Annotated in this window: 12 protein-coding genes; 7 read left to right on the top strand and 5 right to left on the bottom strand. The window is 32.5% G+C overall.

Features of this window, described 5'->3' with window-relative positions:
• Nucleotides 1-20: 20 nt before the first annotated feature.
• Together BUA98_RS00850 and BUA98_RS00840 are read left to right on the top strand one after the other, a co-directional pair.
• Nucleotides 21-2,786: a PD-(D/E)XK nuclease family protein gene (locus BUA98_RS00850; protein WP_072969783.1), complete on the top strand. Its 2,766-nt coding sequence runs from the start codon at nt 21-23 to the stop codon at nt 2,784-2,786.
• A gap of 292 nt (nt 2,787-3,078) precedes the next feature.
• Nucleotides 3,079-3,750 carry an ATP-binding cassette domain-containing protein gene (locus BUA98_RS00840; protein WP_072969781.1) on the top strand — a complete coding sequence of 224 codons (672 nt, stop codon included), beginning with the start codon at nt 3,079-3,081 and terminating at the stop codon, nt 3,748-3,750.
• Between the two features lie 493 nt (nt 3,751-4,243).
• Here BUA98_RS00840 and BUA98_RS00835 read toward each other — a convergent pair whose 3' ends face one another.
• From BUA98_RS00835 to BUA98_RS00820, 4 genes are all read right to left on the bottom strand, one after another.
• Nucleotides 4,244-5,023 (bottom strand): alpha/beta fold hydrolase, encoded by a 780-nt coding sequence (locus tag BUA98_RS00835; protein ID WP_072970554.1) that lies wholly within the window; start codon nt 5,021-5,023, stop codon nt 4,244-4,246.
• A gap of 172 nt (nt 5,024-5,195) precedes the next feature.
• The gene (locus tag BUA98_RS00830) at nt 5,196-6,002 is read right to left on the bottom strand and encodes a TIGR00266 family protein (RefSeq protein WP_072970553.1); all 807 of its coding nucleotides are present in this window, start codon (nt 6,000-6,002) and stop codon (nt 5,196-5,198) included.
• A 128-nt stretch (nt 6,003-6,130) separates the two neighbouring features.
• Nucleotides 6,131-7,030, bottom strand: a complete 900-nt coding sequence (locus BUA98_RS00825) for an alpha/beta fold hydrolase (RefSeq protein WP_072969780.1) — start codon at nt 7,028-7,030, stop codon at nt 6,131-6,133.
• Between the two features lie 7 nt (nt 7,031-7,037).
• Entirely contained in the window at nt 7,038-8,330 is a 1,293-nt protein-coding gene (locus tag BUA98_RS00820; protein ID WP_072969779.1) for an aminopeptidase P family protein, read from the bottom strand.
• A 468-nt stretch (nt 8,331-8,798) separates the two neighbouring features.
• Between BUA98_RS00820 and BUA98_RS00815 the strand changes: the two genes are divergently transcribed.
• From BUA98_RS00815 to BUA98_RS00800, 4 genes are all read left to right on the top strand, one after another.
• The gene (locus BUA98_RS00815; protein WP_072969778.1) at nt 8,799-9,236 is read left to right on the top strand and encodes a GNAT family N-acetyltransferase; all 438 of its coding nucleotides are present in this window, start codon (nt 8,799-8,801) and stop codon (nt 9,234-9,236) included.
• The gene (locus tag BUA98_RS00810) at nt 9,236-9,982 is read left to right on the top strand and encodes a LytTR family transcriptional regulator DNA-binding domain-containing protein (RefSeq protein ID WP_072969777.1); all 747 of its coding nucleotides are present in this window, start codon (nt 9,236-9,238) and stop codon (nt 9,980-9,982) included. Before BUA98_RS00815 ends, BUA98_RS00810 begins: the two co-directional genes overlap by 1 nt.
• Nucleotides 9,983-10,057: 75 nt before the next feature.
• On the top strand, nt 10,058-10,429 hold the full coding sequence (locus BUA98_RS00805) for a hypothetical protein (protein WP_139256982.1): 372 nt from the start codon (nt 10,058-10,060) through the stop codon (nt 10,427-10,429).
• A gap of 72 nt (nt 10,430-10,501) precedes the next feature.
• Nucleotides 10,502-10,681, top strand: a complete 180-nt coding sequence (locus BUA98_RS00800; RefSeq protein ID WP_072969775.1) for a hypothetical protein — start codon at nt 10,502-10,504, stop codon at nt 10,679-10,681.
• 252 nt (nt 10,682-10,933) lie between these two features.
• Here BUA98_RS00800 and BUA98_RS00795 read toward each other — a convergent pair whose 3' ends face one another.
• Nucleotides 10,934-12,295 (bottom strand): hydroxymethylglutaryl-CoA synthase family protein, encoded by a 1,362-nt coding sequence (locus tag BUA98_RS00795; RefSeq protein WP_072970552.1) that lies wholly within the window; start codon nt 12,293-12,295, stop codon nt 10,934-10,936.
• A 363-nt stretch (nt 12,296-12,658) separates the two neighbouring features.
• Between BUA98_RS00795 and BUA98_RS00790 the strand changes: the two genes are divergently transcribed.
• Complete coding sequence (locus BUA98_RS00790) at nt 12,659-13,324, top strand: succinate dehydrogenase cytochrome b subunit (RefSeq protein ID WP_072969774.1); 666 nt, start codon at nt 12,659-12,661, stop codon at nt 13,322-13,324.
• Nucleotides 13,325-13,329 lie beyond the last annotated feature (5 nt).

The following is a 13,329-nucleotide window of genomic DNA, read 5'->3' as shown; positions in this document are numbered from 1 at the left end:
GCTTTTTTTATTTTTATCAAATGATAAATACTTCTTTTTTAGAAAAAATAGCAGCTGTTGTAATTCAGGATTTTTCTGCAAAACTTGCTGAAACAACTATAATTTTGCCAAATAAAAGGGCAAAAGTCTTTTTGATAGAAGCTTTAAAAAAAGAAACGAACAAAACGATTCTTTCTCCTGAAATTATCAGTATTGAAGATTTTGTGCAGAGTGTTGCGTCAATTCGTTCTGTAGATTCAATTGAATTATTATTTGAGTTTTATGAGGTATATCTTTCTGTTACTGAAAAACAAAACCAACAATCATTTGAGTTATTTGCTAATTGGGCAAAAACACTTTTGCAGGATTTTAATGAAATCGATCGTTATCTTTTAGATCCCTCTCATGTTTTATCTTACTTAAAAGATATTGAGGATATTAAAAAATGGGGAATTGAAGTTGAAAATAAAACAAAACTCTTAGAAAATTATATTGATTTTTGGAAACTTCTACCGTTATATTATAATTCACTATACGAACATTTGCTTAATAAATCAATAGGATATCAAGGTCTTATTTATCGTGAAGCAGTCAATAATTTAAATCATTTTTCGAACACAATTTCGAATCGTACTTTTGTTTTTGCAGGATTTAATGCTTTAAATGCCGCAGAAGAAAAAATAGTGCAACATCTTCTTGCTCTTGATCAGGCTAAAATATATTGGGATGTTGATCAGGCTTTTTTGAATGATCCTTATCATGATGCTGGTCTTTTTGTAAGACGTTTTAAAGAAAACTGGAAACATTATAAAGCAAATCCTTTTGAATGGATTGTCGATGACTTTTCTCAATCTAAAAACATTCAGGTAATTGGTACGCCAAAAACAATAGGGCAGGCAAAACTTGCTGGGAGTATTATAGAAAATTTAATTAACGAAAATGAAATTTCTTCACTTGACAAAGTTGCAATTGTTCTTGGAGAAGAAAATCTGCTTATGCCAGTTTTATATGCATTACCCTCTTCTGTAGGCGCATTAAATATAACGATGGGATATTCAGGTAAAAATAACCCATCGCAAATATTGATTGCCAAATTGTTTAAAATGCATACCAATGCGCTTTCAAGAAAAAGTGAGAGTTATGTTCTTTATTACAAAGACATACTTGATGTTTTGACGCATCCTTTAGTTGAGCCATATGCGAACGCCGGCAATCTGGTAAAGATTATCAAAGAGAGTAATTATACTTTTATTAGTCATAACCGACTTATTGAGCTTAATTCTAATCCATCAAATTTATTTCTCTTATTGTTTAAAAAATGGGAAGATGGTGCGGTGGCAGTTTTGGAAAATATTTCGACACTTTTACTTTTGATAAAAGAAAATTTTAGCAATGATAATGAAGACGAAAAAATAGCGAAGGCTTTTGTTTATGCTATTTTTAAGGTTATTAATAAATTAACTAATTATTACCTGAAACATAAGCATATTGATAATATTGATACTTTGTACGCGATTTATAAACAAGTGATTGATGTTGCTGAAGTGTCGTTTGAAGGGGAGCCTCTTCGTGGATTGCAAATTATGGGAGTTTTAGAGAGTCGTGTTTTAGATTTTGAAACCGTAATTGTAACTTCTATGAATGAAGGAAAATTTCCTGCGGGGAAATCTCAAAATTCTTTCATTCCATATGATGTAAAGAAAGAATTAGGTCTTCCAACATTTAAAGAAAAAGATGCTATTTATACCTATCATTTTTATCACTTACTGCAAAGGGCCAAAAATATATACTTAATCTACAATACAGAAAACGATGGTTTAGATGCTGGTGAACAAAGCCGTTTTATTACGCAGTTAGAAGTTGAAAAGCGGGCTAAGCATAATCTAACTTTTGATATTTATAATCCTGTTTTGCCAACGACTGCTTATAAGCCAATGGTTGTCCCAAAATCAGAAGCTGTTATGGAACGTTTAAGAGAAATTGTAGTAGCAGGTTTTTCTCCGTCGGCATTGACTAGTTATATTCGGAATCCAATTGATTTTTACTTCCAAAAGATACTCCGTATCAGGGAAGTAGAAGAAGTAGAAGAAAACATTGCTTTAAATACATTAGGAACCATAATTCATGAAACTTTAAAAGCGCTTTATGATCCTTTTGTAGGTAAATTTATTTCTGAAAGTGATATTTCAAATTGTTTTAAATTGTTAGACGACGAAGTTTTAAAACAATTTAAATTGGTTTATAAAGAAGGTGAAATTAAAAAAGGAAGAAACCTTTTGGCTTTTGAAGTGGCTAAACGTAATGTATCTAACTTTCTGAGAATGGAGTTAGAATCAATTAAGAATGGTGATGCAATTCAGATTATAGCTTTAGAACAAACATACGGGCGTGAACTCGTTCATCCTAATTTACCATTTCCTGTTTTAATTAAAGGAAATGTTGATAGAATTGAGTTACGCAACGGAAAAATAAGAATAATCGATTATAAGACCGGAAAAGTCGAAAAAACGAGTGTAGTGTTGAAGTCCTGGAACGGATTAACGCAGGAGCTTAAAAACGATAAAATTATTCAGGTTTTGGCTTATGCGTTTATGTTTGAAGAGGAAGTGAAAGGTTTTCCGATAGAAGTGGGAATTATTTCTTTTAAAAATTTAAAATCCGGTTTTTTGCCTTTTGGATTTAAAGAAGAAAAAGAATTGAATATAACGGTCACAAAAGAAATTCTGAATAGTTATTTGGAAGAAATTGTAGTACTCTTAAACGAAATCTTCGATGATGCTATTCCTTTTGAAGAAAAAATTAATTAATTATCAGAAAGCTATCAAACATATTCGAGTTTTTTAAGACGACTTTGCTTGTGAATTTAACGATCTGCGCAATATCTGTTTTATTCGGGGGATTTGATTATTTTTTTATAATGTTTGTCGGATTTGGATTTTTAATGACTATTGGATTTAAAGAATTATATCGTAAAAATGATTATTTGTTTTATGCGAATAATGGTATTCCAAAATGGCAGCTTTTGTTAGTTAGTTATCTTTTTACATGTTTTACGGTTGTTATTGTTGGTTTGATAGTTTTTATAATAAGGAAGTTAATTTGAAAAAGCATATTCTGGAAGTCGATGGAATTCAAATCAGTTACAATGGTAAAGTGCTACTGTCTGATGTTTATCTGAAGTGTGAAACTAATGAAATTATCGGTTTATTAGGGAGAAATGGTTCAGGAAAGTCAACCTTATTAAAAATTATTTTTGGCTTGGTTTCAGTTCCAAATAAATGTATTAGAATTGATGGAATTTCAAGGAACAACAAAAATATGCTTGGTGAAATTGGATATTTGCACCAGTACCAATTTATTCCTAATCATTTGTCTGTAAAAAAAGTAATTTCTTTATCTATCGATAAAAAAGCAATGGAGGGTTTTTGTGAAGACAAACTGATTCAGTCAATCCTCGGAAAAAGAATAAAATATTTGTCAAGTGGTGAACTGCGGTATCTTGAAATTAAACTTGTGCTTTTCAATTCTTCTAAATTTGTTTTACTTGATGAACCTTATAATGGATTAGCTCCGTTAATGATTGACGTTGTTAATGAAATGATATTGAATAATACACATAAGAAAGGTATTATTATAACAGATCATAATTATCAAAATGTACTAAAGATTTCAAATCATTTAGTTTTAATTAAAGATGGTAAAACGCATCATCTTAAAGAAAAAAGAGAGCTTGTTGAAAAAGGTTATCTGTTAAATTCCCATTCTTTATAATCAAGTCTTTTTTAGGATCTATTTATGATTTTTTTAAAATACTTGTTACTTTTTTCTGGTCAAAAAGAAGTTAGCATGACGTTGAGTAATTGGAATATTTTTTTAAAAACGATAAAATGTTTTCTGGATTTAGAAAAATAGCTCTAATTATCAGATTGTTAATTAAGATTAACGAATCGTAATGTTATATTTTTAAAAGAATTCTTTCTTTTTGTTAAGATTTATTATTTAGTCTATTTTAAAAATAAAGAAAACATATAATTTAAATAAAAGTGAATTTTAGACTTCAAATCAGTCTTTTTTTAACAAATGTTCATAGAGCAATTACGAATATTAAAATATCTTTGACCCATCAAAAAAGGGTTCTATCGATTTGATAATACTAATCGTTATCTAAATCAAAAAATATATATTATTACAATAATTAAGATTTTTTGCCCCCACAAATGATAAAAAGGCTGTTTCAAAATTTTTGAAGCGGCCTTTTTTGATTTTACTTGCCAAAGAACTCTTGTAAAATGGGTTTTAATTCTTCTTTATTCTCAATGTGACTCATATGTCCGTCTTCAAATGAAATCAATTCGACAGTGGTGTCTTCAATTTGAGAGAGGCTATCTTCATAATTTAAAACCGGATCTTTTTTACCTAATACCAATAAAACCGGAAATCTGTTTTCATGTAAAAGAACTTCACGATCTTTTCTGATTTTCATTCCTTCCAGAGAAGCAACAATTCCTTGTAAAGGTGTTTTTAAGGCTTGTTCTTTTACCTTTTCAATTTCATCGACTAGTCTTGTTCTATTATTTTCGCTGAATAAATTAGCAATTGCCAAACTAACAAAACTCACATAATTCTGTTTTACTGCTTTTATAGCGCGAGTACGATTTAGTTTTTTCTCTGCACTGTCTTCTTTAGAAGTCGAATTCAGTAAAACTAACTTTTGAATATTTTTCGGGTATAATTCGGCGAAAGCCAAACCAACATAACCGCCCATAGAATGTCCCAGAATAATTGCTTTTTCAATCTTTAATGAATTTAAAACTTCTTGCACAGCATTTGCATTTTCTTCCATAGTATGAACGTAACCTAAACAATCTGATTCACCATGTCCTAATAAATCAATTGTGATAACACGGTATTGTTTAGAAAAAAAATCAACGTATTCCTGCCACATTTTTTTGTTTTCCAAAAAGCCGTGAAGTAGTACAATTGCATTTCCTTCGCCCGAATCGGTATATGATATTTCAGTGTTTTTATAGAGAATGTTTTTCAACATGAGAATTTAAATTTTAAAGAGCAAAGATAAGAAAGCGCTGGCTGTATAAGAAATATATATCCTTTTGAGTTAATATTTAGTCGATAATGGTATTAATTTTTTTATGTCAAATAACGCTTTGGAATAAAAAAAATGGCTTTCATTTTTGAAAGCCATTTATATTTTTAATTTAAAACCGATTGTCGCCATCTAGAAGATTTCCAAGTCCGCCAAGCAGGCTTCCTTCTTCACGGCTATTTCCGCCTGATCGGGGTGCCGATGCAATGATTCTGTCAGCCAATCTGCTAAAAGGTAAAGATTGTATGTAAACGGTGCCGGGACCTTTTAAGGTTGCATAAAACAAACCTTCACCTCCAAAAATAGAGTTTTTGATTCCGCCAATAAATTCAATATCATAATCTACATCTTTAGTAAAGCCAATAATACAGCCTGTGTCTACTTTTAGGACTTCCCCAGCAGCTAATTCTTTTTTAGCCATTGTTCCGCCAGAATGGACAAATGCCATTCCGTCTCCTTCTATTTTTTGCATGATAAAGCCTTCACCTCCAAATAAACCGCGGCCGAGTTTTTGTGAAAATTCGATTCCAACCGAAACCCCTTTGGCGGCACATAAGAAAGAACTTTTTTGACAAATAAATTTACCTTGAAATTGTGTCAGATCAATTGGGAGAATTTTTCCAGGATATGGAGAAGCAAATGAAACTTTACTCTTGGTATTTCCCTGGTTTAAGAAAGCTGTCATAAAAAGACTTTCGCCGGTAAGGACTCTTTTTCCGGCATTCAAAAGTTTTCCAAACAAACCTGAACCTGATTGTTGTTGGGATCCGTCGCCAAATATAGTTTCCATCTGGATATTGTTTTCCATCATCATAAAACTTCCAGCTTCGGCAATTACTATTTCCTGTGGATCAAGTTCTATTTCTACGTATTGCATTTCTTCTCCAAAAATCTTATAATCTATTTCGTGTGCTTGCATGATTTCTAGTTTTTTAGTTTTCTGAATAAGTCGAATGTGTGTGTTGAATGTTACAAAGGAGAAATTAAATTTAAATAAAAAAGAAGTTAAACAAAAACGGCTTTCAGAAATGAAAGCCGTTTTTGTTTTTATGATTTTAAAAAAGAATTTATCTCTCCAAAATATTTCTCTTTTGCATCCAGCCATCCATAATGTCGGCAGTTTTCAAGCAAAATCAGTTTCGAATTGGGTAGCGTTTTGTGAGCCAGTTCTCCAATTTCATTGCTGATCACATCTTCTTTTCCCTGAATAATTAAAACCGGATTTTTAAAAGATTTCAATTTGGCTGCGCAGTCAAAATTAATCTTTTGCATATCCTGCCAAAGCAATCCATTTATGGTTGAATTCCCCTGAGTAAGCCTTTCAGCAATAATCGGAACATATTTTTGATCGTAAACATAAGCCGGCGCCATCGCTCTTCCACGTCCTAATCGGGCAGCATACGAAGTATCGCCTTTTTCGATTTTAGCTTCCCAATAATTCATGGAATCTTTTTCAACTTTGCTTAAATTTTGTTCAATCAAATTTGGGCCTTTTAATAAGCTCAGGTCAATTCCGCCAGACGATGATAAAACCAGTTTATTAATGCTGTTTGGATAAATCGTTGCGTAATAAGAGGCTAACATTCCACCAAAAGAATGCCCAAGAATATTCCATTTTTTAATTTTCAGATGTTTTCTCAAAGCTTCAATATCTTCAGTCATAATTTTCATCGAAATAGTTTTCGAATTCAATTCTTTCAACTCCGATTTCCCAGTTCCGCGCTGATCATAAATAATAGTTTCCTGAGTTTCCGCCAAAATCTTAGCCATACCCTCAAAACCATTACTGTTCATTCCGGGTCCGCCGTTAATAATTAAAAGCGGTTCGCCTTTTCCGAATATTTTATAATAGGTTTTGCTCGAATCATCGTTAGTAGAATAACCTTCAGTTTGCGCGAAAGTATTTCCCAAAATCATCAAAAAAGCAAATAGAAAGATCTTTTTCATCGTAAGATTATGAGTTCATCAAACTTTCAATTTCATCTGCTTCAACCGGAATATTACGCATTAAGTTAAAAGGAGCTCCTTTTTCCTGAACCACAACGTTATCTTCCAAACGAATTCCGAAACCTTCAGCCGGAATATAAATTCCCGGTTCAACCGTAAAAACCATATTGGCTTTCATTGGTTCGTGAAGCAATCCATAATCGTGTGTGTCTAATCCCATGTGGTGAGACGTTCCGTGCATGAAATATTTTTTGTAAGCTGGCCAATCCGGATTTTCATTTTGAACATCGGCTTTGTCTAATAAACCCAAACCTAATAATTCCGAAGTCATGATTTTACCAACTTCAATATGATATTGTTTCCAAAGTGTTCCTGGAGTCAACATTGTTGTTGCTTCGTTTTTAACTCTCAAAACCGCATTGTAAACCGCTTTTTGTCTTTCAGAAAATTTTCCAGAAACCGGAATCGTTCTCGACATATCGCTTGAATAATTAGCATATTCTGCTGCAACGTCTAACAAAATTAAATCTCCCGCTTTACATTGTTGGTTGTTTTCGATATAATGTAAAACATTTGCATTATTTCCCGAAGCAATAATTGGTGTGTAAGCAAAACCTTTAGAACGGTTACGAATGAATTCGTGGGCCAATTCAGCCTCAATTTCATATTCCGTAACATTTGGTTTTACAAACGATAATAATCTACGGAAACCTTTCTCTGTAATATCACAAGCTTGCTGAATCAAATCGATTTCCTCGCTTTCTTTTACAGAACGAATGCGTTGCAAAATTGGGTTACTTTTTGCCACATTGTGCGCTGGGTAACGCTCTTTCCACCATTTTATAAAACGAGCTTCACGCGTTTCAGTTTCAACAGTCGCACGGTAATGTTCGTTCGTATTGATGTACATCGTATCAGCATACGTCATCATTTCGTTCAAAACTTTATGAAAATCCTGCAACCAATAAACCGTTCTGATCCCTGAAACCTGATAAGCACGTTCCTTAGTTAGTTTTTCACCTTCCCAAACCGCGATATGATCGTTGGTTTCTTTTAGGAAAAGCATTTCTTTTTGGTTCTCATAAGGCGCATCCGGAAACAAAAGCAAAATACTTTCTTCCTGATCCACACCGCTCAGATAAAAAATATCTCTATGTTGTGCAAATGGCAAAGTACTGTCAGCACTAACAGGGTAAATGTCATTAGAATTGAAAACGGCAACACTGTTAGGTTTCATTTCTGCCGTGAATTTTTTGCGATTTTTTACAAAAAGAGCGCTGTTTATTTGATGATATTTCATAATTATTTCGTTTTTGAACTTCAGATTTCAAAATTAGTGATTTTTGAAGAAGTGGTGCAAGATTGATTTATTAAAGTTTTCTTATTTGTTTGCACACCATTTTTGTCATTCCGAGGCACGAGGAATCCCCGCAAGTAGCTCGACAACGTTAATCGCCAATATTTGTCATTCTGAGGAGGGAAGAATCACACTCGAAACTCTGCAAAGAATCTCAGCAACTTAGCAACTCAGAGTCTTAGAATCTTAATAATGGCGTGTCCCTCCGGGTCGGGCTTTCGGCTATATTCCCGATTTAGAAAAACTACGGCTAAAAAGCCTTGTTTTCTAAATCGGGAGATACCGCCTCTATCCCTCACGCTCACGGTTTCATAAGAAGTTTATTGTTTGTAAAAAAAATGAGTTTTTTCAATTGTGGGAATTTGTATATTGGTGCTACAGATAAGGCTTTAATTATTCATTAAATAAATTATGCAATCAAACCTTCAAATAAGAAAAGTTCAAACCCAAGACCTAAATTTCGTATTCAAATCAATCTGCGAACTTGAAAATGAAGAATTAAACTTCGAAATCTTCGCGGCAATCTTCAATGAAAACATCGCCAATCCAAACAATCTTTATTTGATTGCAGAAAACGAGAACGAAGGAGTAGGTTTTATTAGTTTTCACACGCAAAATCTTTTGCATCATAACGGGCGAGTTGGCGAAATTCAAGAGTTTTTTATAAATCAAAATCATCGGGGCAAAGGCGTTGGAAGACAACTTATCGAAAAAATTATGCAATATGCAGAAGAGCATAACTTAAAAAGTATCGAAGTAACCACAAACAAAAGAAGAGTAGAAAATGTCATGATTTACGAAAACCTTGGTTTTACCTTATCGCATAATAAATTTACTATCTATAAGTAATGAAAGAATTAAATCCATCAATAAAACATCATCTGGTCGTTGGGCTTCTTATTTCATTATGGATTTTTGCCTTCGCATTCATCATAAAACCTTTTGATGACGGAACTTTAGATTTTCGATCCTGGTTCTTCATTAGTTTTGGTTTTAGCGTTTTGGCTTTTTTGTGTTACAGTGTTTTGGCAATTCTTCAAAAAAGCATTTACAAGAAAATCTCAAAATGGAATCTCAGTTTAGAAATAGGAAGTATTATTTTCTTTTTTCTAATTTATCTGTTGGGAATTTATGCCTTTTACAAAAGTCCAATTTTAAAAGGCGGTTATAGTTTTAATGAGTTTTTCACGATTATTTTTATAAAAGTTACTTTGGTTATAGCTCCCGTAGTTATTCTCGCTAGAAGATACTTAATTAAACTGATTCCGATCAAAGATGATGTTCTCACATTCACTGGAGAAAACAAACTGGATATTTTAAAAATTAATAAATCCGATTTAGTTTGTATTTCCAACGCTCAAAATTATGTAGAGATTTTTTATATCGAAAACGGAAAATTACATTCAAAACTGATTCGTTCATCACTCAAAAAGATTCTCGATGATTTTACTTTTTTAATTCAAATTCATCGTTCTCATTTAATAAATCCGACTCATTTTAAATCCTGGAGAAATTCAAATACTGTTATTCTAACTCAAATCGAGCTTCCGGTTTCTAAGAATTATAAAGAAAATTTAGAGAGCTATTTGCTTTAATTGAAAGTAAAAACGGAAGGAATTCTTGTTTTAATGTGTATTTTCGCTGAAGAATAATTGAAAATCCAAACAAAATTGAATAAACACCTAAAATACCTAATCTATCTCTTTCTCGCTTTCGTCGTGATTGCAAGTGATGGTACTTTGGTTTCTCAATCAAAATCGGCAGATTATTATCAATCTTCGTTTGTTATTTCAAAACGAGAATTAGATTCAAAAAAATCTCGTTTATACGTTTTCAATCAATTTGTTTCCAGAATAAAAATTGCGTTTTTAATTCCTTTAAACTACCTCGAGTTTAAACAGGTTCGCAGTTTTCAAATTCAGATTATTCAAAAATTACAAACGCTTCTTCATCAAAATATAACTTCATTTATAAGACAAACTGTTTTTATAAATGAAATAATCACTTCCAATAATTTATATAAAAGTTTATACAGTGCTTAGATTTTTCTAGGCATTTATGCGCTTCAACGCATAAGATGATAAAATAATGTCTAATCATTTATCATTTTCAAAATGTATAATCACAAAAATAAAACACGTTTAGGGCAATCTAAACAACCACTTCATTGGATAAAAAGAAAATTGCTTTTAATTATAACCGCCTTTATGCTTGGAATGTCAAACGGAATGCATGTCCATGACGAGGCTCTTAAAGGAAATCAAACTTATACAGAACAGCATAAGAAGGATTGATTTTTTATCTTGTTCTGAAGTTTTACCACGCTTTTTTGTCATTTCGACGGAGGAGAAATCCTCGCAAGTAACTCCGCAACGTGAATCCAATCTTTGTCGAGCTTCTCGCGAGGATTTCTCCTTCGTCGAAATGACAAGATTGTCCGTAATTATATTGCGCATAAAAAAACCTTTGTCAAAGTTTAAAACTTTGACAAAGGTTCCGCGCATTTAATTAATTGGAATTTGGAATTTAAAAAATTTGGAATTTTATTAATTAACCCATTTATAATATCTCGCCCCAATCAAATTAGGAATCTCTTTTTCAATTCGATCTAAAACCCATTCGTTTTTAGGAGTTCGAACGCTTTGTTTTTGTTGTTTTTTATGAAGGCTTTCGTAAGTTTCAAAACCAATTTCTACACTTTCTTCGAGATTTTCAAAAAGTTTAACTTTAGCTAAAGCCGATTGCCATTCCGGTTGAATCGTTCCTTCAAAAACTTTCGATTTCGATCCGCTTCCGTAAGCCAGGAAACCGAATTTAGTTCCGGCAACTTCTTTTTTAGTGTCGTAATAATGTGCTAAAGTTGATAATAATCCCATAAAAATAGAACCTGTATAAAGGTTTCCAATTAAAGAAGAAGCCAATTCCGCAGGTTGTAATTTCTCGGTTACAAACTTTTTATAGTCATCAGATTTTCCAACTTCTTTGATTTTATTCTGATAATCTGCCGGCTCGATATTTTCGGCAATAATTTTATCAGCACTGTCTAAAGCATAAATTTCAGATAACATTCTTCGGCCCTGAAAAGAATAGGGAAGGTGCATGATAATGCTATTCCAGGTTTTGTATAAGGTTTCGGTCGTATTTTTTAATTTCTTGAAAGAGAAATAGGCATTACGCGTACGATCCATATAACATTGATTTGAATACTGACCGTCAAAAACCGGTTGATCTTTATGGATTTCTATCTCAGCTTCTAAATTATCAAACCACGGATCGTTACTTTCGTTTTTCGTAATCGCTTCTTTCGAGATAGTTCTATAAGGTTTGAAAAAGTCAAAAACACCTTTTGTACTAGTTGCCCAATTTTCATCAAAAGCAATAATTCTTGGGTTTGAAGTTACTAACATTGCCAAAGCTCCAGCGCCTTGTGTGTATTCTCCGGTTGAATTTAAATCGTATTTTGCAAAATCAGTCGTAACCACAATAGCTTTTTTAGTCGGATTCAATTTTACAAAATCAATACAGTTTTGCAAAGCGTCAACACCGCCAATACAAGCAAAAGTAAAATCAACAACATCACATTCAGCAAGAGTATCTTCGCCAAATTTCTGTTCCATTAAATTAATTAAATACGAGCTGATTGGTTTTGAACTGTCGATACTGCTTTCGGTACCTACATAAATCCGGCTGATTTCGTTTAGGTTTATTTCGCTTTCCAGAATAAGTTTAGTTAAAGCGTTTGCTCCAAAAACTACAGCATCCTGGTGAACATCTGGTAAGGTCATTTTAATTAATCCAAGACCTTTTTCTAATTTTTCTGGTTCAATATTTCTGGCAACTGCCAAAGTTCTGATGGGTAAATGTATGTTCGCTACATCAAAAGAGATAGCATCAATTCCTGTTTTCATTCTCATTTTTTTTGAAGCCGATAAAGGTAAAATTATGTAATGGAATGACCATTTTTTTCGGCTATAAAATTGTGATGAACGGGCACTTTTGAAGAAAATAAATTAAAAGTTTGATTAAAATAGCAATTTGATAAAGTTTTGTGACCGTCAGTTGGGTTGGTATTGCTGTTAAATAATTTCTGTAAAGTGTGCGTTTTTAGTTTTTTATAATAAAATTATTTGATAATAAGTATTTTTTATACGTAAAAATACGTAATACTTAGTCTATTTTAAAATGATTATAAATAACAACGAAATGGTTGTAGTTCTTTGTTAATTGCGTTATTTTTGTCTAATTTTTTAAAACAAACTACTTAAACACTTATGGCACAATCTGCACAGTTGAATGCTTCCATCTTAAAGAAAGTGGCTATGGCTCTTTCGGGAATATTCTTAATCACGTTTTTAGCGCTGCATGTTACCTTAAATTTCATTTCTGTTATTAGTGAAAATGTTTTTAACGAAGCATCTCACTTTATGGGTTACAATCCGCTAATTCAATATGTAATGCAACCTGTTTTGGCATTCGGAGTAATTTTCCATTTCGTTATGGGATTTGTACTGACTGCTCAAAATAGCGCAGCACGACCAATTGCGTATGCAAAATACAACGGAGCTGCAAATGCTTCATGGAGTTCTAGAAATATGATTATTTCTGGATTGGTAATCTTGGCTTTCTTAGGACTGCACTTTTATGATTTTTGGTTTCCAGAAGTTAGTTATAAATACATTGCAGGTACAGCGCCAGATGCTACAAGGTATTATGGAGAATTAGTACACAAATTCCACGATCCAATTCGTACGGGATTATACTGTGTATCTTTTGTGCTTTTAGGATTCCACCTTTGGCACGGATTTGCATCTTCTCTTCAATCAGTGGGAATGCACAATAAATACTCTAGATTTTTAAGTAAAGTAGGTTACTGGTTTGCAGTTGTAGTACCAGCACTTTTCGTAATTATCGCATTATTTCATCATTTCAATAATTAATATCA

This window comes from Flavobacterium saccharophilum (assembly GCF_900142735.1).
GTDB classification, from domain to species: domain Bacteria; phylum Bacteroidota; class Bacteroidia; order Flavobacteriales; family Flavobacteriaceae; genus Flavobacterium; species Flavobacterium saccharophilum.
Note: the sequence above shows the minus strand (reverse complement) of the source record. Positions and strands in the feature narration are given on the sequence as shown.